5 protein-coding genes are annotated in these 22,611 nt (G+C 67.9%); 2 read left to right on the forward strand and 3 right to left on the reverse strand.

The features are described from left to right. Positions 1-30: 30 nt before the first annotated feature. The 3 genes from H7J89_RS01860 to H7J89_RS01870 are packed head-to-tail and all read right to left on the reverse strand — an operon-like array spanning position 31 to position 18,192. The gene (locus H7J89_RS01860) at positions 31-7,677 is read right to left on the reverse strand and encodes a non-ribosomal peptide synthetase (RefSeq protein ID WP_264035889.1); all 7,647 of its coding nucleotides are present in this window, start codon (positions 7,675-7,677) and stop codon (positions 31-33) included. After that, positions 7,674-17,921: a non-ribosomal peptide synthetase gene (locus H7J89_RS01865; protein ID WP_264035891.1), complete on the reverse strand. Its 10,248-nt coding sequence runs from the start codon at positions 17,919-17,921 to the stop codon at positions 7,674-7,676. The genes H7J89_RS01860 and H7J89_RS01865 overlap by 4 nt, the downstream gene beginning before the upstream one ends. A 40-nt stretch (positions 17,922-17,961) precedes the next feature. Next, positions 17,962-18,192, reverse strand: coding sequence for an MbtH family protein (locus H7J89_RS01870; protein WP_066950804.1), 231 nt, complete (start codon positions 18,190-18,192; stop codon positions 17,962-17,964). Between the two features lie 1,054 nt (positions 18,193-19,246). On the opposite strand from H7J89_RS01870, the gene H7J89_RS01875 reads away from it, so the two are divergent. Both H7J89_RS01875 and H7J89_RS01880 read left to right on the forward strand, forming a co-directional pair. Continuing rightward, complete coding sequence (locus H7J89_RS01875) at positions 19,247-19,666, forward strand: MmpS family transport accessory protein (protein WP_264035972.1); 420 nt, start codon at positions 19,247-19,249, stop codon at positions 19,664-19,666. Then, entirely contained in the window at positions 19,663-22,554 is a 2,892-nt protein-coding gene (locus H7J89_RS01880) for an MMPL/RND family transporter (protein ID WP_264035898.1), read from the forward strand. Before H7J89_RS01875 ends, H7J89_RS01880 begins: the two co-directional genes overlap by 4 nt. Positions 22,555-22,611 lie beyond the last annotated feature (57 nt).

Raw genomic sequence — 22,611 nt, forward strand, 5'->3', positions numbered from 1 at the left:
CGCGGAGTCGTCCCGAACCGAGCGCGTGAGCTAGAGCAGACCGAGCAGCTGCAGGTCGGTGACGTATTTGACGATCACCTGCGGTGAGACGTGCGGGATGTCGTTGTCGGCGCCGATCTTGGCTTCCTGCACCGCGGCGCGGAAACGGTCGGTCGGGGCGAAGGACCCGCTGGCGGGCTCCGGCGCCTGCAGCTGGTTGTAGCCCGGCACCTGCAACATCTGCAGCACCGAGTGCTTCCGCTGCCGCTCCGGCAGCTCACGCAGTGCGGCCTCGAATCGTTGGAGCCACTCCCCGAAGTCGTCGATCCGCTCGATCGGATAGCCGGCCTCGATCAGCCAGTCGACATACTCGTCGATGCCGATGCCGTCGTCGTGCGGGTTCATCACGTGATACGTCTCGAACCCTTCCATCACCTGGGTGCCCAGCGTGGTGACCGCCTCGGCGACGAACTCCACCGGCAGCGCATCAAAGTGCGCGCGTTGCCGGTTGCCCTCGGCGTCCAACTGGTAGAACGAGCGCGGCGCGATGCCGGTAGCCACCAGGCTCAACACCATCCGGGTGAACATGTCCGACAGGTTGAACTGGCCGGCGTAGCTGGTGTCGGACAGGATCATGTCGGAGCGGAACACCGAGACCGGCAGCCCGCACAGGTCGTGGGCCTCGCGCAGCAACACCTCGCCGGCCCACTTGCTGTTGCCGTAACCGTTGGCGTAGCTGCCGTCGATCTTGCGGATCGGGCTGATGACCCGGATGTCGGCGTCCTCGGTGAACACCGCCGGGTCGATCTGGCGGCCCACATCGGAGGTCGACACATACGCGTAGGGCTTCAGCTTGGTGGTCAGCGCCACCCGGATCAGCTCCGCGGTGCCCGCCACGTTGGGGCCGAACAGCTCGCTGTACGGCAGCACGCCGTTGACCAGGGCCGCCGAGTCGACGATCAGGTCCACGGTGTCCGCCAGCCGCTGCCAGGTCTGCTCGTCGAGGCCGAGGTTCGCTGCGCCCTTGTCACCGGCGATGACCTCCAAGTGGTCGGCCGCCAGCCCCTGGAAATACTGCAACAACTGCGGGTCGCCGCTGTCGAACGTCTTCTCCAGCCGCTGCCACGCCTCCTCGTCCGAGCCGGCGCGCACCAGGCAGATCAGCTTGCCGTCGACCAGCTCCAGCTGCTCGAGCCACTGGAGCGCCAGGTACCGGCCCAGGAAGCCCGTCGCCCCGGTCAGCAGGACCGTCCGCACCTCCGAGCTCGGGCCGGGCAGCGACGGCGCGCCGCCCAGCGTCGTGGCGTCGATGAACTTGTTCAGTGTCAGATCGCTGGCGTAGACCTGGGTGGCGTCGCGACCGTGCACGGACGCAAAGGTGGGCCCGCCGCCCTCGATGTCGTCCACACCGCTGGCATCGCGTTCCGCCCGCTCGCCGAGGCGTCGCACCGACGGCGCCTCGAACAGGGTGCGCACCGAGAGGTTCGCGTCGAGGGCCGTGTTGATCTCGGCGATCACCCGCATCGCGGAAAGCGAATCGCCGCCGAGGTCGAAGAAGGAGTCTTCGACCGAAACGCGCTGCAGCCCAAGGACTCCGGCGTAGATCTCGGCCAGGGTCTCTTCGAGGGGGGTGGCCGGGGCCCGGTACTCACCACCGGTCTTCTGGTACTCCGGGGCGGGCAGGGCGCGCTTGTCGAGCTTCCCGTTGACGGTCAACGGCAGCGCGTCCAGCACTACCACCGCGACCGGCACCATGTAGGCCGGCAGGCGCTCGCCCAACCGGGCGCGAATCGCGGCCGGATCCGCGGACCCGGTGATGTAGCCGACCAGCCGCTTGTCGCCGGGGCGGTCTTCACGGGCGATCACCGCCGCCTGCTCGACCCCGTCCAGAGCGGCCAGGGCCGCCTGGATTTCGCCGAGCTCGATGCGGTAGCCGCGGATCTTGACCTGCTCGTCGACGCGTCCCAGATATTGCAGCTGGCCGTCGGCACCCCAGCGCACCAGGTCGCCCGTGCGATACATGCGCGCACCGGGCGCCCCGAACGGGCACGCCACGAACCGCGAGGCGGTCAGGCCCGCCCGGCGCGCATAGCCGCACGCCACACCGCGGCCCGCGATGTACAGCTCGCCGACGACGCCTTCCGGGGCCGGCCGCAGCCACTTGTCCAGAACGAACAGCGCCGCCCCCGGGACCGGGGAACCGATCGGCGCTCCCGTGTCGGCGCTCAACGGCGCGCTCATCGCCGCGTACACCGTGCCTTCGGTCGGGCCGTAGGCGTTGATCATCACCCGTCCCGGTGCCCACCGGTCCACCACCTCGGGCGGGCAGGCCTCACCGGCGACCACCAGGGCCGTCGATTCCAGGCCCTCGGGCGAGAGCATTCCCACCGCCGACGGGGTCTGGCTGAGCACGGTGACGTTCTCGGCGACCAGCAACTCGTGCAGGTCCTTCGGCGAACCGGCCACGGACTCGGGCACCACGACAAGCCGGCCGCCGTGCAACAGTGCGCCGAAGATCTCGTGCACCGACACGTCGAAGACGAGCGAGTGCCACTGCGCCCACACGCCCGGGTCCGGCAGGTCGGCGTGCAGTTTCTCCAGAAGCTGGGTGGCGTTGTGGTGGGTGACCGCCACGCCCTTCGGGACACCCGTGGTGCCGGACGTGTAGATCAGGTACGCGATGTCCTCCGGCGACGGCGCCGGCAACGCCGTGACGGGCTGGGTGTCTACCGGAGCGTCGTCGACATCGATGACCAACAGGTCGCAACCGTCCACCCGGGACCGCAACTCGGTGGTGGTTACCACGGCGACCGGTGCGGCGTCGGCAAGCACGAACTCGATCCGCGAAGCCGGGACCGCTGGGTCGATCGGCAGGTACGCCGCCCCGGTCTTCAGCACAGCCAGGATGGCCACGATCGCCTCGGCCGACCGGGAGAACAGCAGCGCCACGCTTTCGCCCGGGCCCGCGCCGTGCTCGGCGAGCAGGTGGGCCAGCCGGTTCGCGGCCTCGTCGAGTTCCCGATAGGTCAGCGTGCGGCCCTCGAACGTCAGCGCCGGAGCCTCCGGAACACGGGCCACCTGCTTGGCGAACAGCGCCGGGATCGACGCCGTCGCGCCCATCGGCGCGGTCAGCACCGCCCGGTTGCCCCACTCGTCGAGGCGGGCGCGCTCGCCGGCATCCAACACGTCCATCGACGACAACCGCTGGCTCGAGTCGGCGGTCATCGCCCCCAGCACCCGCTGGAAGCGCTCGATCATCGACTCGATCGCGGCCGTGTCGAACACGCTGGTGTCGAACTCGACGCGCAGGCCCAGTTCCCGGCCCGGAAGCGCCATGACCGACAGCGGATAGTGGTTGTATTCGCGGTTGGTGACGTCGGTGATCGCCAGCTCGTGGAAGCCCAACGGCACGCTGGTGTCGATCGGGTAGTTCTCGTACAGGAACAGCGTGTCGAACAGCTGGTCGTGACCGGTGACGCGGTGAATCTCGTTCAGCGCCAGATGCTCGTGCTCGATCGTGTCGTTGTGGGCCCGCTGCAGCTGCTGCAGCAGCTCGGACACCGTGGTGCCCGCGGTGACGTGGGCGCGCACCGGCACCGTGTTGATCAGCAAGCCCACCATCGACTCGGCGCCGGCCAGATCCGCAGGCCGACCGGAGACCGCGGTGCCGAAGGCCACGTCGTGCTGGCCGGTCAGCCACATCAGCAACTGCGCCCAGGCGCTCTGCAGCACGGTGTTGATCGTGGTGTGGCACGAGCGGGCCAGCTCGCCCAGCGCGCGCGTGTTCTCCGCGGGCAGCCGATACGACTCGACCCCCCGCCGCCCGAGGCCCAACCGGGCCGGCGGACCGACCAGGGTGGGGGCATCGAACCCGGCCAGCACCTCGCCCCACGCCGCGCGGGCGGCCGTGCGGTCCTGAGCCGCGAGCCACGTCAGGTAGCTGCGGTAGGACGCGGGCGCGGGCAACCTGTCCCCGTAGTAGCTGGTGAGGATCTCGCGCAGCATGATCGGCAGCGACCACCCATCCATCACGATGTGGTGGTTGGTGAGCACGAACCGGTGCCGGTTGTCGGCGGTGCGGATCAACGCGGCCCGGAAGGCCGGCCGGTTGGCGAGGTCGCTGACCGCGGCGCGCTCGGCGGCGCAGACCTGTTCGATCTTCTCCTCGGGTTCCAGGTCTTCCGCGCCGAGCTGGATGTACCGCCACGCCATGACCGGGTCGGCCGGGATGACCTGCACCGGCTCGCCGAACTGCGGGCAGAAGCGGGCCGCCAGGTTGGGATGCCGGTTGACGACGGTGTGGACGGCCTCGCGCAACCGATGCGGGTCGAGATCACCGGTGACGGTGATGCCGAGCTGCACCGCGTAGACGTCGTCGCCCGGGTCGTGCGCAAAGCTGGCGTGGAAGAGCAGCCCCTGCTGCAACGGGGTCAGCGGCAAGACGTCGGCGACCGCGTACTGCTGGCAGAGGTCGTCGAGCTGCTGCTGGTTCAGGCGGGCGGGGGCGATGTCCGACGGGGTCAGACCGCCACCGCCGCTGCGCACGTGCGCGCAGATGCCGGCCAGGGCCTCGAACCACAGCTGGCTCAACCGGCTGACCTGCTCGTGGTCCAGCGCCGAGGGCGCCCACGTCCAGTTGGCCTGCAGGTGCGGGCCGGCCTCGGTGTCCATGGTTCCGGCGTTGAGGTCGACGGTGTGCATCAACGGCATGGGCAGCGCCGCGCTGGCGGCGCCGGTGAACGACAGGCTGTCCTGGCTGATCCGCCACATCTCGCCGGGCAGATCCGCCGCCGCGCCCAGTCGTCCCAGGTAGTTGAACCCGATCACGGGGTCCGACCCGTCCAGGTCCACCTCGTCGTTCATGTACCGCAGCAACCCGTAGGTCAGCGGGTCCGGGAGCGCGCGCAGCTGCTCCTTGGCCTTCTTGACCAGCACCCCGAGCGCGGGGTCGCCGGCCATCACCTGCGCCCAGTCCAGTTCGCCGACGGTCAGCGCGACGGGGTACTTGGTGGTGAACCACCCGACCGTGCGGGACAGGTCGACGTGCGGGCCCAGTTCCTCGTGGCGGCCGTGGCCCTCGACGTCGATGCCGATCGGCGCGCCGGTGCCCACGAACCGCGCCCAGGCCAGCCCGAACGCGATCAGCAGGATGTCCTGCACACCGGCGCGGAACGCCGCGGGCACCTCACCCAGCAGCTGGCGGGTGGTCTCGACATCGAGCGACACCGACAGCTGCTTGGCCGTCTCGTAGGTGTCGACGTCGGGGCGCACCGCCGGCAACAGCGCCGGGGTCGCCGCGACCTGCCGCCACGCCTCGGCCTGCTCGATCACCTCGGGCCGCTGGGCGTGCTCTTCCAGCATCGCGGTCCACCGGGCGAACGACGTGCCGGCGTTCGGCAGCGCCACCGGTTGGCCGCTGTGGTGCTGAGCCCACGCAATGTTCAAGTCTTCCAACAGAATTCGCCACGACACGCCGTCAACGGCCAGGTGGTGAATGATCAACGCCAGCTGGGCGGTGGATTCCGCCCACACGGCGCGCAGCATGGTCCCCGCCGCGGGGTTGAGCTGGGAACGCGCCGCCACCAGCGTCCCGTCGGACAGCGCGTGGACGGTGTCCATGCAGGCACCGGCATCGACCGCCCCGACCTCGGGCACCTGCATCGACCAGCCGCCGGCGCCGTCGTCGTCGACGCGCATCCGCAACGTGGCGTGCCGGTCCAGCAGCGACTGCAGCACCACCCGCACGTCATCGCCGGTGACGCCGGCCGGGGCCTGGACGACCATGGTCTGGTTGAACTGGTCGGTCGGGCCGTCGACTTGCTGCAGCCAGCGCATGATCGGGGTTCCGACCACCGGGCCGATGCCCTCGTCGACGACGTCGTCGTCGGAGGCCACGCCGGCCACCCGGGCCAGCCGGGCCACCGTCTGCTCGACGAAAACGTCGCGCGGGCGGCACACCACGCCGGCCGCGCGGGCGCGCGCCACCACCTGCATCGACAGGATGCTGTCGCCGCCGAGGTCGAAGAACGAGTCGTCGACGCCGACCCGCTCCAGCCCGAGCACCTGGGCGTAGATGGCGGTGAGCGTCTCTTCGACGGCCGTGGTCGGCGCGCGGTATTCGCCGTTGGTCTTCTGGTACTCGGGCGCCGGCAACGCCCGCTTGTCGAGTTTGCCGTTGACCGTCAGCGGCAGCGCGTCCAGCACCACGACGGCGGCCGGAACCATGTAGCTGGGCAGCCGCTCGCCGAGCTGGGTGCGAATCTCGGCCGGGTCGGCGGTCCCGGTGATGTAACCGACCAGGCGCTTGTCGCCGGGGCGGTCCTCGCGGGCGATCACCGCCGCCTGGTCAACGCCGTCCAGCCCCGCGAGGGCGGTCTGGATCTCGCCGAGCTCGATGCGATAGCCGCGGATCTTGACCTGCTCGTCCGCGCGGCCGAGGTACTGCAGCTGGCCGTCGATGCCCCAGCGCACCAGGTCGCCCGTGCGATACATCCGCGTCCCCGGCGCCCCGAACGGGCACGCCACAAACCGCGAGGCCGTCAGCCCCGCCCGGCGCACATAGCCGGAGGCCACACCGCGGCCGGCGATGTAGAGCTCGCCGACGACGCCCTCCGGCGCCGGGCGCAACCACTTGTCGAGCACGAACAGCGCGGCGCCCGGCACGGGCGAGCCGATCGTCGGCGCCCCCGACTCGGCGCTCAGCGGCGCGCTCATCGATGCGTACACCGTGCCTTCGGTCGGGCCGTAGGCGTTGATCATCACCCGACGCGGCGCCCACCGGTCCACCACCTCGGACGGGCACGCCTCGCCCGCCACGATCAGTGCCGTCGAATCCAGCCCGTCCGGCGAGAGCATTCCCACCGCCGACGGGGTCTGGCACAACACCGTGACCTTCTCCGCGACCAGCAACGCGTGCAGGTCGTCCGGCGATCCGGCCACCGACTCGGGCACCACCACCAGGCGACCGCCGTGCAACAGCGGGCCCCAGATCTCCCACACCGAAACGTCGAAAACCAGCGAATGCCACTGCGACCAGACACCCGCCTTCGGCAGGTCGGCGGGCAGCGACTTCAGCAACTGGGTGACGTTCTGGTGAGTGACCGCCACGCCTTTGGGGGTCCCGGTCGTGCCCGAGGTGTAGATCATGTACGCGATGTCCTCGGGGGTCGGCACCTGCAGCCCCGAGCTGGGCTGTTCGGCCACCGCGGGATCGTCGACGTCGACGACCAGCAAGTCGAACCCGTCCAGCCGCGCCCGCAACTCGGCCGTCGTCACCGCGGCGACCGGCGCCGCATCGCCGAGCATGAACTCCATTCGCGCCGCCGGGACCGCAGGGTCGATCGGCAGATAGGCCGCGCCGGTCTTGAGGACCGCCAGGATCGACACGATCGCCTCGGCGGACCGCGGCAGGAGCAGCGCCACGCACGCCCCCGGACGCGCGCCATGGTCGGCCAGCAGGTGGGCGAGCCGGTTCGCGGCCTCGTCGAGCTCCTGATACGTGAGCGTGCGGCCCTCGAACGTCAGTGCCGGAGCCTCCGGTACACGGGCGACCTGCTTGTCGAACAACGCCGGAATGGACGCAGCCCCCTTCACCGGCGCGGTCAACACCGCCCGGTTGCCCCACTCGTCGAGGCGGTCGTGCTCGCCGCCATCCAGCAAGTCGATCGACAACAATCGCCGCCCTGCACCGACGGTCATGACTGCTCCTCCACATCTGCGGTCATGGCTTCCAGCACCCGCCGGAACCGCTCGATCAACCTCTCGATTCTGCCTTGGTCGAAGACTTCTGTATCGAATTCGACGCGAAGACCCAGTTCGTGACCCGGCACGGCTTGCACCGAGAGCGGGTAGTGGTTGTATTCCCGGTTGGTGAATCCGCTAATAGCCAGCTCGTCGACGGCCGAAAGGGCTGCGGTGTCGATCGGATAGTTCTCGTACACGAACATGGTGTCGAACAATTGGTCGTGTCCCGTTACACGATGGATCTCATTCAGCGCCAAGTGCTGGTGCTCCAGCGTGTCGTTGTAGGCGGTTTGCAGCTGATTCAGCAGGTCCGCGATCGTGGTTTCGGCACCGATCGTCGCCCGCACCGGCACCGTGTTGATGAGCAGCCCCACCATCTGGTCGGCGCCGGCCAGCTCGGTCGGCCGCCCCGAGACCGCTGTGCCGAATGTCACATCTCCCTGACCGGTCAGCCACATCAGCAGCTGCGCCCAGGCGGCCTGCAGCACGGTGCTGACGGTGGTGCGGCACGAGCGGGCCAGCTCGCCCAGCGCGCGGGTGGTCTCCGCCGACACCTCGAATGAGGAGACACCCCGCGGCCCAAGGCTCATCCGGCCCGCCGGACCAACCAGGGTGGGGGTGTCGAACCCGGCGAGCACCCGCCGCCACGCCGCCTGGGCGGCGCCGCGGTCCTGCGCGGCCAGCCAGGCGACGAACTTGCGGTACGGCACCGGGGCCGGCAGCTGCACCCCGTAGTAGGCGGCGAATATCTCCTGCAGCAGGATCGGCTTGGACCAGCCGTCGAGCACGATGTGGTGGTTGGTCAGCACGAACCGGTGCCGGTTGTCGGCGGTACGGATCAGCGCGGCCCGGAACGGCGGCCGGTCCGCCAGGTCGCACACCGCGGCACGTTCGGCGGCGCAGACCTGCTGGATCTGCTCCTCGGGTTCGGTGTCTTCGGTGTCGAGTTCGACGTAATGCCACGACAGCGCCGGCTCGGCCGAGAAGACCTGCACCGGCTCGCCGAAGTCTTCGACGAAGTGCGCCACCACGTTGGGGTGCCGCTTGATCATGGTGTGGACCGCGTCGCGCAGCCGGTGCGGGTCGAGGGCACCGTTCACGCTGATGTCGAGCTGCACGGCGTACAGGTCGTCGCTGCCGTGCGCGCTGCCGGTGTGGAACAGCAGTCCCTGCTGCAGCGGGGTCAACGGCAACACGTCGGCGACCGGGTAGCGCTGGCACAGCTCGTCGATGTCCCGCTGAGTCAGCCTCGCGGGAGCGAGGTCCGACGGCGTCAGCCCGCCCCCACCGTTGCGGACGTGGCTGCAGATGCCGCTCAGGGCGTCGAACCACAATTCGCTAAGCCGGCCGACCTGTCCCTCTTCGAGCGCCGAGCGCGCCCAGGTCCAGTTGGCCTGCAGAAGCGGACCCGCGGCGGTGTCCAGCGTGCCTGCGTTGAGCTCGACGGTGTGCGGCAAGGGCATGGGCACCGCCGTCGCCGCGCCGGCCGACGCCAGGCTGTCCTGGTCGAGCCGCCACAACTCGCTGGACAGGTCGCCCGCGCCGCCCAGCCGCCCGAGGTAGTTGAACCCGATCACCGGGTCCGACCCGTCCATGTCGACGTCAGGGTTCAGGTAGCGCAGCAGCCCGTAGGTCAGCGTGTCCGGCAGGGCGCGCAACTGTTCCTTGGCGTCCTTGACCAGGGCGCCCAACTCGGCCTCACCGGCGACAACCTGTCCCCAGGACAGGCCACCGACCGTCAGCGCGACCGGGTACTTGGTGGTGAACCAGCCCACCGTGCGGGACAGGTCGACGTGCGGGCCCAGTTCCTCGTGGCGGCCGTGGCCCTCGACGTCGATGCCGATCGGCGCGCCGGTGCCGACAAACTGCGCCCAGGCCAGCCCGAACGCGATCAGCAGGATGTCCTGCACACCGGCGCGGAACGCCGCGGGCACCTCACCCAGCAACAACCGGGTGGTGTCGGCGTCGAGCGACACCGAGAGCTGACCCGCGCTGACGTAGGTGTCGATGTCGTGCCGCACCGCCGGCAACGGCGCCGGCGTCGACGCGATCTGCCGCCACGCCTCCGCCTGGTCGACGACCTCCGGTCGGCGCGCGTGCTCCGCCAGCAGCGACGACCACCGGGCGAACGACATCCCGCCCACCGGCAACGCCACCGGTTGGCCGCTGTGGTGCTGAGCCCACGCAAGGTTCAAGTCTTCCAACAGAATTCGCCACGACACGCCGTCAACGGCCAGGTGGTGGATGATCAACGCCAGCTGACCCGTGGAGGGCACCCACACCGCCCGCAGCATCGCACCGCTGGCCGGGTTCAGCTGCGAGACCGCCGTCGACAGCGCCGCGTCGGACAGCGTCTCCACGGTGTGCACACACCCGGCGGCATCCACCACGCCGACCTCGGGCACCCGCAGCGACCAGTCCCCCGCGCCGTCGTCGTCGACCCGCAGCCGCAACATGGCGTGCCTGTCCAGCAAAGCCTGCAGCACCAGCACCACGTCGGCTTCGCTCACCCCCGCCGGGGCCTGCACCACCATGGTCTGGTTGAACTGCTCGACCGGACCGTCGACGCTCTCCAGCCAGCGCATGATCGGGGTGGCGACCACTTCGCCGATGCCCTCGTCGACGACGTCGTCGTCGCTGGCCACACCGGCCACCCGGGCCAGCCGGGCCACCGTCTGCTCGACGAAGATGTCGCGCGGGCGGCAGACCACGCCGGCCGCCCTGGCGCGGGCGACGACCTGCATCGACAGGATGCTGTCACCGCCGAGGTCGAAGAACGAGTCGTCGACCCCGACCCGCTCCACACCCAAGACTTGGGCGTAGATGCCGGCCAGGATCTCCTCGACGGCCGTGCTCGGCGCGCGGTAGTGATCGGCATCGGAGTACTCGGGCGCCGGCAGCGCGCGGGTGTCGAGTTTGCCGTTGACCGTCAGCGGCAGCGCCTCGAGCACCACGACCGCGGTGGGCACCATGTAGGTCGGCAGCCGCTCGCCGAGCTGGTTGCGGATCTCGGCCGGGTCGGCGGTTCCGGTCACGTAGCCCACCAGCCGCTTGTCGCCGGGACGGTCCTCGCGGGCGATCACCGCCGCCTCGTTGACCCCGTCCAGCGCCGCCAGCGCCGCATGCACCTCACCGAGCTCGATGCGGTAGCCGCGGATCTTGACTTGCTCGTCGGCGCGGCCCATGTATTGGAGCTGACCGTCGGCACCCCAGCGCACCAGGTCGCCGGTGCGATACATCCGGGCGCCGGCCCCGCCGAACGGGCACGCCACGAACCTGGTCGCCGACAACCCCGACCGGCCCACATAGCCATAGGCCAGACCGCGCCCGGCCACATACAACTCGCCGACCACGCCCTCGGGCACCGGCCGCAACCACCCGTCGAGGACAAAGAAGCCCAGATGCGCCAGCGGCAGCCCGATCGGACTCGCGTTGCTGTCGACGTCGCCGTCGACGATCTCGCGGAACGAGGCGTGCACCGTGGTCTCGGTGATGCCGTACATGTTGATCAGCCGCGGCAACCCTGGGTGGTTGTGCAACCACTTGCCCAGCCGATGCGGCTCGAGCGCCTCACCACCGAACACCACCGTCTGCAGCTTGAGCTGTTGGCCCAGCTCGGGCGCCAGCGAGTCCGCGGTCTGCAGCGCGTAGAACGCCGACGGCGTCTGGCTGAGCACGCTGACCTGCTCGCGAACCAGCATGGCGTGCAGCTCTTCGGGCGAACGGACCACGTTGTCGGGCACGATCACCAGCCGGCCGCCGTACAACAGCGACCCGAAGATCTCCCACACCGAGAAGTCGAACGCCAGCGAGTGGCACTGCGTCCACACCTGCCCGAGCGCCAGCTGCGCGTCCAACGACTCCAGCAGCTGGGTGACGTTGCGGTGCGGCACCGCCACACCCTTCGGAGTGCCGGTGGTGCCGGACGTATAGATGATGTAGGCGATGTTCTCCGCGGAAGGCGCCGCCAGCCCGTCGGTGGGTTGGGTCGCGACGGCGGGGTCGTCGAATTCGACGATCTCCAGGTCCGACCCGTCCAGCCGCGACCGCACGTCCGCGGTGGTGACGGCCGCGATCGGCGCGGCGTCGCCAAGCACGAACTCGATCCGCGCCGCCGGCACCGTGGGGTCGACCGGCAGGTAGGCCGCCCCGGTCTTGAGCACCGCCAATATCGCCACCACGGCCTCGGCCGTCCGGGGGAACAGCACCGCGACGCGCTCCCCCGGGCCGGCACCGCGGCTCAACAGCAGGTGGGCCAACCGGTTAGCGGACTCTTCGACCTCGCCATACGACCACGAACGGTCGCCGTGGGTGATGGCCACCGCCTCCGGGGCGCGGGCCGCCTGGGCGGCGAACAACTCCGGAATCGAGGCCAGCTTCGGCGCCGTCTCGGCCACCACCGCCCGATTGCCCCACTCGTCGAGCCGGCCGTGCTCGGCGGCGTCGAGCAGGTCGATCGAGGACAGGCGGCGGGAGGGGTCGGCGGTCATGGCCACCATCACCTGCTGCAACCGCTCGATCAGCGTGTCGATGGCGGCGGCGCTGAATACCTCGGTGTCGAATTCGACGCGCAGGCTGAGTTCGTGGCCCGGGGAAGCCACCACGGACAGCGGGTAGTGGTTGTACTCCCGGCTGCTGAAATCGGTGACGGCCAATTCGTGGACGCCCAGCAGCGCGCCCGCGTCGATCGGATAGTTCTCGTAGAGGAAAAGGGTGTCGAACAACTGGTCGTGACCGGTGACGCGGTGGATCTCGGGCAGCGCCAGGTGCTCGTAATCGACGGTGTCGTTGTGCAGGCGTTGCAGTTGGTCGAGCAGCTCGGCCACGGTGGTCGTCGCGGTGATGGTCGCGCGCACCGGCACCGTGTTGATCAGCAGGCCGACCATCGCGTCCGCGCCGGCCAATTCGTGGGGCCGCCCCGAGACCGCGGTGCCGAAGGCCACATCGTGTTGCCCGGTCAGCCACGTCAGCAGCTGCGTCCACGCGCCCTGCAGCACGGTGCTGATGGTGGTGCGGCAAGAACGCGCCAGCTCGCCCAGCGCCTTCGTGGTCTCGGCGGGCACATGGAACGCGGCGACGCCGCGCCGCCCGATCTGTCCGAGGGGACCCACCAGGGTGGGGGTCTCGAAGCCGGCCAGCGCCTGCGCCCATGCCGCTTGCGCGGCGGCGCGGTCCTGGTTGGTCAGCCAGGTGACGAAGCTCCGATAAGCCGGTGCGGCGGGCAGCCGCTCCCCGTAGTAGCTCGCGAAGATCTCCTGCAGCAGGACGGGCAGCGACCAGCCGTCCACCACGATGTGGTGGATGGTCAGCACGAACCGGTGCCGGTCGGGTGCGGTGCGGATCAGCGCGGCCCGGAACGACGGCTTCTCGGCGAGGTCGCACACCGCGGCGCGCTCGTCGGCGGCCAGCCGCTCGACCTGCTCATCGACATTGCCGGCGTCCAGTTCGACGTATCGCCATGCCATCCGCGGATCGGCGGGGATGACCTGCACCGGCTCGCCGAAATCTTCGGAGAACCGGGCGACCAGGTTGGGGTGCCGCTTGACGGCGGTGTGCACCGCCTCGCGCAGGCGCGCCGCGTCGAGGGCGCCACTGACGGTGATCCCGAGCTGCACCGCATACAGGTCGTCCATGTCCTGCGCGAAGGCAGTGTGGAACAGCAATCCCTGCTGCACGGGGGTCAGCGGCAGCACGTCGGCGACGCCGCCTCGCCGACAGAGCTCGTCGATCTGTTGCTGGCTGAGCTGCGCCGGCGCGATGTCCGACGGGGTCAACCCACCGCCGCCGGCCTTGACGTGCGCGCAGATCCCGGCAAGCGCCTCAAACCACAACTGGCTCAACCGGTTAACGCGCTCGCGGTCCAGCGCCGACGGGGCCCACGTCCAGTTGGCCTGCAGGTGCGGGCCCGCCTCGGTGTCCATGGTGCCGGCGTTGACTTCCACCGTGTGCGCCAGCGGCATCGGTACCGCGGTGGCCACGGCCGCGACGGCCAAGCTGTCGTGGCTGACCCGCCACAGATCGTCGGAGAGGTCGGCGCCCGCGCCGAGCCGTCCCAGATAGTTGAACCCGATGACCGGGTCCGCGCCGTCCAGGTCCACGTCGGCGTTCAGGTAGCGCAGCAAGCCGTAGGTCAGGCCGTCGGGCAGCGCGCGCAGCTGCTCCTTGGCGTCCTTGATCACCGCGCCCAGCGCGGCCTCGCCGGCCACCACCTGCGACCAGTTCAGCCGGCGGCCCTTCAGCGCCACCGGGTATTTGGTGGTAAACCAGCCGAACGTGCGCGACAGGTCCACCCGGGGAGCCAGCTCCTCCTGGCGCCCGTGGCCCTCCACGTCGATGGAGATCGGCGCCGCACCGGTACCCAGGAATTCCGCGAACGCCAGCCCGAATGCGATCAACAAGATGTCGCCCACTCCGGCGTGGAACGCGGCCGGCACCTCACCGAGCAGCAGCCGGGTCGTCTCTACGTCCAACGAGACGGAGAGTTGACCGGCAGTTACATAGGTGTCGACGTCGGGTTGCACCGCCGGCAGCGCCGCCGGGGTTGCCGCCACCTGTCGCCACTCGTCCGCCCGGGCCACCACGTCGGGGCGCTGGGCGTGCTCCTGAAGCAGCGACGACCAACGGGCGAACGACGTGCCCGGCGCCGGCAGGGCTATCGGCTGCCCGCTGTGATGCTGGGCCCAGGCGATATTGAAGTCTTCCAACAGGATTCGCCACGACACACCGTCGATGGCCAGGTGGTGAATGATCAACGCCAGTTGGCCCGTGGACTCCGCCCACGCCGCGCTGACCATCACCCCGGCGGCCGGATTCAACCGTGACCGCGCCTCCGCCAACGTCTCTTCGGACAGTGTCTCGACGGCATGCACGCAGCCGCGCGCGTCCACCGCACCGACCTCGGGAACCTGCAGCGACCAGCCGCCGGCACCGTCGTCGTCGGCGCGCAGCCGCAGCGCGGCATGGCGATCCAGCAGGGCCTGGAGCACCGCGACCACGTCGGCCTCGCTCGCCCCCGCCGGTGCCTGCACCACCATGGTCTGGTTGAACTGCTCGATCGGCCCCTCGATGCTTTGCAGCCAGCGCATGATCGGAGTGGCCACCACCGGCCCGACGCCGTCGTCGGCGACACCGCCCGCGCCGTCGGCGGCCACCTCGGCCACCCGGGCCAGCCGGGCAACCGACTGCTCGACGAACACGTCGCGCGGCCGGAACAGGATCCCCGCCGCACGGGCCCGGGCCACCACCTGCATCGACAGAATGCTGTCGCCACCGAGGTCGAAGAACGAGGCGTCGACACCGACCCGCTCCAGCCCCAGCACCTGGGCGTAGATGTCGGCCAGAATCTCCTCGACCGCGTCGCCAGGGGCGCGGTATTCGGCAGTCGCGTATTCGGGTGCCGGCAGGGCTCGCTTGTCGAGTTTGCCGTTGCCCGTCAGCGGCAGGGCCTCCAGCACCACCACGGCGGCGGGCACCATGTAGGGCGGCAGGCGATCGGCCAGCGCGGTCCGGATCGCGGCCGGATCGGCGGTCCCAGTGATGTATCCGACCAGACGCTTGTCGCCGGGGCGGTCCTCGCGCGCGATCACGGCGGCGTTCTCCACGCCGTCGAGGCCCTTGAGCACCGATTGGATTTCGCCGAGCTCGATCCGGTAGCCGCGGATCTTGACCTGCTCGTCGGAGCGGCCGAAGTATTGCAGCTGCCCGTCGTCACCCCAGCAGACCAGGTCGCCGGTGCGGTACATCCGTGCCCCAGGCCCACCGAAGGGGTTGGCCACGAACCGGGACGCCGTCAACCCGGCGCGGCGCACGTACCCGCAGCCGACGCCGCGACCCGCCAGGTACAGCTCACCGACCACACCGGCCGGCACCGGCTGCAACCATTTGTCGAGCACGAACATGGCCGCGCCCGCGATCGGCGAACCGATCGGCACCACCGCGGATCCGGGGGTCAGCGGCTTGCTGATCGACGCGCACACCGTGGTTTCCGTCGGGCCGTAGGCGTCGAGCATCACCCGCCCTGGAGCCGCCCACCGATCCACCACGTCGGTCGGGCAGGCCTCGCCGGCCACCACCAGGGCGGTGGACTCCAGACCCTCCGCGGGCAACATCGCAACCGAGGACGGGGTCTGGGTAAGCACGCTGACCTTTTCCGCGGCCAGCAGGTCGTGGAGGTCTTCCGGCGAGCTCGCCACCGACTCGGGCACCACCAGCAGGCGCCTGCCCCGCAGCAGGGCCCCGAAGATCTCCCACACCGAGAAGTCGAAGGCCGCGGAATGGCACTGCGTCCACACCTGTCCCTTGGGCAAGCCGGCGTCGAGCGACTCGATCAGCCACGTGACGTTGAGGTGAGGAATCGCAACGCCTTTGGGGGTGCCGGTGGTTCCGGAGGTGTAGATGATGTACGCGATGTTGTCCGCGGCCGGCGCGGGCAGCGCGGTATTGGGCTGGGTCTCGACGGCCGGGTCGTGCACGTCGACGACCAACAGGTCGCGCCCGTCCAGCCGCGAGCGCAGGTCCGCCGTGGTGATCACCGCGCTTGGTCCGGCGTCGGCCAGCACGAATTCCATGCGCGCCGCGGAGTGCGCCGGGTCGATTGGCACGTAGGCAGCACCGGTCTTCAGCACCGCGACCATCGCCACGATCGCGTCGGTGCACCGGGGGAACATGACCGCGACGCATCCACCCGGGCCCACGCCGTGACCGGCGAGCAGGTGGGCGAGCCGGTTGGAGGCCTCGTCGAGTTCGGCGTACGTCAACGACTTGGCGGCACAAGTCATCGCCGGCGCCTCGGGCGAGCGCTGCACGTGTTCGGCGAACGCCACCGGGATCGACACCGGGGCGGGCACCGGCTCGGTCAGGGCCGCCCGGTTGCTCCACTCGTCGATTTGGGCCGGCTCGTCGGCGGCCAGCAGATCGATGGAGGCCAGCCACCGCTCCGGGTCGGCGGTCATCTCCTCCAGCACCTGCTGCATGCGCGCCGCCAGGTCGGCGACGCCGAAATCCGCGAACGGTTGCCCCGGTCCCGCGGTGCTGAGGAAGAGCTGGTCACCCGCGCCCATGAAGAACAAACTGAAGTGCCCCACGGGCCCGTGGTTCGTGTACGTCGCCGTCGCCGGGGACCCTGCGAGGTCCAGCGTGAGCCTCATCGGGAGGAAGTTGATGCCGACCCGGTTCGCCGCCTGCCGCAGGCCGTCGCTCTCGAGGGTGTGCACCGGAAAGCGCTGATGTTGCAGCAGCTCCCGGATTCGCGTGTCGACGTGTTTGCAGAAGTCGGCGACGGTAGCCGTGGGCTCGGTGTTCAAGACCAGCGGCACCACCCCGGCGAACATTCCGGGAAGTGTTTTCGACTCCGGACGGACCCGCCGGCTCACCGGGAAGTCGAGTGCCACCTGCGAACCGCTCCCCGACCACGCGCGCACCAAGAGCGCGCACGCCGCGGTGGTGACGGAGAACCGGCGGATGCCCAGCTTCTTGGACAGCTCCTTGATCCGGGTGGTGACGGACGGGTCCAACTGGACGGAAGCTGACGGCGAGTAGTGGTCTTTGCCGCTCGTGGTGTCGGCTGCCGGCCGGTCGACCCATGCGGTTTCCGGCGGAAGGTTGTTGCTCCAATACGCCTGATCGTCCAGATAATCGGGCGACGCTTCGTATTCCGACTCGATGTCGACCAAATCCTGCGCCGAACCGAAATAGGCATCGGGAATGGGCTTTCCGGCGACCATCGCCGAATAAATCGTCGAAACCCGACGGCATACCAGCGCCATACCCAATCCGTCGACTGCAATGTGGTGGCAGCAGCCGAACAAATAGAACTCGGCAGCCTGTGTTTGGAACAACACGAATTTGAACAGCTGGCCGTTCAATGCCATCGGCGTGCGCTGGATCGACGAGGCCATCGCCCGGGCTTCCCCCACCGGGTCGGGCAAGGAAGTCAGGTCATGGAAGTCGAGCTCAAAGTCCGGGTAGTCGATCGGTTTTTGCACAACCTGGCCGTCGACCTCGAAGAACGACACCCTGCCGGCCTCGGCCTCGGCAACGGCCTGACGGAGGGCGCGCTCGAGGGCGTCACGATCTAGCGAACCCTCGATTTTGATCAAGAGCCCGAGCTGCCACTCCGTGCCGACGTAGCCCGTTTCCTGCGAGAGCCAGATGTCCAGCTGCCCACGCGTCAGCGGAAGTGCGCGATCCCCAACTCCCATCGAGTCCCCCAAAGCTCCACCCGCCCCATACCCCGACTCGTTACTGGTCAAAACCCCGACCCGTTGCGAGCTTGTCGCGCAGACTCTTTGGCCGAATATCGGGCCAATTCTGTTCGATGTACTCCAAGCACGCAGCGCGGTCCGCCTCGCCGTACACCACTCGCCAGCCAGCTGGAACATCGGCGAAGGCCGGCCACAGGCTGTGCTGCTCTTCGTCGTTGACCAAGACGAAAAAACTGCCGTTGTCGTCGTCGAATGGGTTGATGCTCACGGTTCTCCAGGATGTCTAGTTGACACGAGTGGAACGGTTCCAAACCCTACTGGAGGCACCATCGTGCGTCCGAGGTTTGGACAAAGTTCCCGGTGTTACCCGTCAGGCTCTTAATGCAGCCTAAGAATTGGGCTGGTGCGGGGCTGCGCAGCTGCCGCCGTTGGCTGCTGCGACCTGCAACAATGGCTCACCGGGGCGGTTCGCGATCGGGCGTGGTCGGCCTGCTAGGACAATGGAATTTTGGGTGGTTGTCACCGGCCACAGTACCGGCCCTGGAGCCGGCGCGAAAATCACCGAAAGGCGAACGCGCGGCGGCGGCGACCCCAGCGCAGCAAACGGCGCGACGAGCGGCCGCTCTGGGACACCCGCCCCGCGTGGTACGGCGTCAATCGGTCCGCCATCGCAGTGCCGCCACAACGGCAACAGGCGGTCACGGAAATGCCGCCCCCAAACCCATTGACTCGGGGCAGTGATCGTCGTTAGCTGACTACGGCCGCAGGGCGGACTGCGGCCTCGGCCGCAGGGCGGACTGCGGGGTGGGCGGGCGCCGTTCCCGGACCGAGTGGGACACCCGGCGCCGGCGGGTGAACCATCCGGGCGGGCGACCTACAAAGTGCCGTTACGCTCGCGGTATGCATTACGATCCCGTATCTCAATGCCGAAGCGGCTGATACGGAGACCATTGGCGTGGTTTACTCATGAAGACCTGGTCGCGCTCCCGGGGGGCGGGGCTCGTATGGGGTGCCGAAGCACGACTAGTCTGCGACGTACACCGCATTGGAGTGCCCTCACCTGGTGGCGCGGCCCGAGATGTAACAGCTTGATCGGGCCGGCGGAATAACAAGAGACGTGGAAACGGGTAGAAGGGGGTGCGGTGACCGAACCCGACCTGCGGGCCCGGCCCGGAATCGCTACGGAAGGCCGCAACATTAGCCAGCCGCCTGATCGCCGAAGCAGGTTTATGCCCTTTGGTCGCCGATCTTCAGTCGACAAGCAAGGGCAGGGCGTACCGCGGGAAAATCGCCGAAGTCAGGGAGTCGGGATTCTCAGAGCGCTGAAGCACGTTTGGATCCCGCTGGTCATATTGGCGGTCGTTATCGCCGGCGGGGTGACCGTTACGCGTTTGCACGGGATATTCGGGTCCGAAAAGCGGCCGTCGTACGCCGACACCAGACAACAGGACACCAAACCCTTCAACCCTAAGCGTGTGCAGTACCAGATCTTCGGACCGCCGGGGACCACCGCCGACATCAGCTATTTCGACGTCAACGGCGAGCCGCAGCACATCAACGGCATTCCACTGCCGTGGACATACGACATCGCGACCACCCTGCCGTCGATCGTGGCAAACGTTGTGGCACAAGGGAATAGCGATACGCTCGGCTGCCGTATAGTGGTCGACGGTGCGGTCAAAGCTGAGAGGATCTCACACGAGTTGAACGCGTTCACCTACTGCGTCCTGACAGCCACATGAGCACCCAACCAGTGGTTGAAGAGCGCGCCAGGCAGCCATTCTTTGCGCGGACGATCCATCGGTTCTCCGTGCCCATTATTTTGGGATGGCTGGGCATTGCGGTCCTGATCACCATCGGCGTCCCGTCGCTGGAGCAGGTCGAGGCAGAGCATGCCGTTTCGCTGAGTCCGATAGGTGCGCCGTCGTTCAAGGCGATGGAGCGCCTCGGTACGGACTTCAAGGAAACCAACACAGGCGCTTTGGCAATGATTTTGCTGGAGAGCCAGCAGCCCCTGAACGACGATACGCACGCTTATTACGACCGTTTGGTTCGTGACCTGCAGAACGATCACAAACATGTGCAGCACGTCCAGAATTTCTGGGGCGATCCACTCACCCGGGGGGCCGCGCAGAGCCAGGACGGCAAGGCCGCGTACGTGCAGATCAACCTGAACGGGACCGCGGGCAGTAGCTCGGGCGACGAATCGGTGGCCGCGGTTCGGAAAATCGTGCAGGCCGCGAACCCACCCGCCGGGCTCAAGGTCTACGTCACCGGCCCTGCGCCAATCGTCGCGGATATGAACGTCGCCGGCCAAAAGACCGTCCTTTTGGTGACGGCGCTGGCCCTTGCCGTCATCTTCGTCACGCTGCTCCTCGTCTACCGTTCCATCGTCACGGTGATCCTTTTGCTGCTGATCGTCGGGCTGGAATTGCAGGTGGCGCGGGGCATGGTCGCGCTGCTCGGCCATCTCGGGGTCGTCGGTCTTACCACGTTTGCCGTCAACCTCTTGGTAGCCGCGGTGATCGCGACGGGAACCGACTACGGAATATTCTTCGTCGGTCGATATCAGGAGGCGCGTTACGCCGGCGAGAGTAAAGAAGCGGCGTTCTACACCACTTTCAACAGCGTCGCCAAAGTCGTGTTGGCTTCCGGTTTGACGATCGCCGGTGCGGTGCTCTGCCTCAGCTTTACCCGGCTGCCTTATTTCCAGCCACTTGGCATTCCCTGCGCAGTCGGCATTGCCATCGCGGTCCTGGTGGCGCTTACGCTGGGCCCCGCACTTCTCGCGGCCGGCGCCCGTTTCAGCCTCTTCGACCCGAAGCGGGCGATCACGGTTCATCGCTGGCGTCGGATAGGCACGGCCATCGTTCGGTGGCCCGCGCCCATTCTCATCGCGACGCTGGCGGTGGCGCTGATCGGGCTATTGACGTTGCCGAATTACCGGCCGAGCTACGACGACCAGAAATTCATTCCGGCGAGCATTCCCGCCAACGTCGGATATGCGGCTGCGGAGCGGCATTTCCCCGGGTCGCGAATGATGATGCCCGAGATCCTGTTGGTCGAGACCGACCACGACTTGCGTAATCCCACGGACATGCTGGTGATCAATAAACTCGCCAAGGGCGTGCTCGCGGTTCCGGGGATCTCGACGGTGCAGACCGTGACCAGACCCGAAGGCGTCCCACTTCAGCACACCACGATCCCGTGGATCGTGAGCATGGGGCAGGCGAGCCAGCTCCAAAACATGGCGTTCCAAAAAGACCGCATGGATGACATGCTCGTCCAGGCCGAAGAGATGGGCAAAATGATCGCCATCATGGAGCACATGGTGGACCTGATGCAACAGCTCGTCGCCACGACTCATCACATGGTCGGGACGACGCATCAGATGCAGGACATTACCTCAGAATTGCGTGACCGCCTTGCGGATTTCGAAGACTTCTTCAGGCCACTCCGAAGCTACTTCTATTGGGAAAGGCATTGCTACGACATCCCCGTCTGCTTCTCGCTGAGATCGATCTTCGATGGCATCGACGGTGTGGACGAGATCAACGACAAGCTGAAAGAGCTCGTACAAAACCTCGATGAGCTGGACATGATTCTGCCTCAGCTGGTTATGCAGATCCCGCCAATGATCGAAACCATGAAGAGCATGCGCAGCATGATGCTAACCATGCACAGCACCATGTCCGGCGTAATGGGCCAAATGGATTCCAACTCTAAGGATCCCGCCGCGATGGGACAGGCTTTCGACGCGTCCAAGAACGACGACTCCTTCTACCTACCGCCGGGGATCATCAACGGGTCGGAGTCCTTCAAGCGGGTCGAAAAGGTGTTCATGTCACCGGACGGCAAGGACGTGCGCCTGCTCATTTCGCAACGGGGCGATCCCGCTACGCCCGAAGGCCTTTCCCGGGTCGAAGCGATCAAGACGGCGGCTGAGGAGTCGCTCAAAGGCACTCCGCTGGAAAACTCGAAGATCTACCTGACCGGTACCGCGGCGATTACCAAGGATTTGGTAGACGGGTCGAAATTCGACCTATTGATCGCCGGAGTTTCCGCCCTCTGCCTCATTTTCATCATCATGCTGATCATGACGCGGAGTTTCATCGCCGCAATGGTGATCGTCGGTACGGTATTGCTTTCGTTGGGCGCGTCCTTCGGACTATCGGTGCTCATCTGGCAATACATGCTCGGCATTCAGCTGCACTGGACCGTGCTTTCGACCTCGGTAATCGTCCTGCTGGCGGTTGGTTCTGACTACAACCTGCTGCTGGTCTCCCGGATGAAGGAGGAGCTTGCCGCGGGTATCAACACCGGCATCATCCGCGCAATGGCGGGCACCGGCAAGGTGGTGACGAACGCCGGCCTGGTGTTCGCGTTCACCATGGCATCCATGGTCGTCAGCGACCTGCGCAGCATCGGGCAGGTGGGCACCACGATCGGCATCGGCTTGCTGTTCGACACGTTGATCGTGCGGGCGTTCATGACGCCGTCGGTCGCCGCCCTGCTGGGACGCTGGTTCTGGTGGCCGCAAGCGGTGCGCCCCCGCCCCGCCAGCACGATGCTGCGGCCGACAGGGCCACGGCCGCTCGTTCGTTCCTTGTTGTTGAAGCAGCCGCGATAAGTGGCGGGAATCCACCTCGGCATGGGGACGACAAGCGTGGGGAGCATCGTGGCACAG

Source organism: Mycobacterium paraffinicum (assembly GCF_025822865.1).
In the GTDB taxonomy this organism is placed as follows: Bacteria; Actinomycetota; Actinomycetes; order Mycobacteriales; family Mycobacteriaceae; genus Mycobacterium; species Mycobacterium paraffinicum.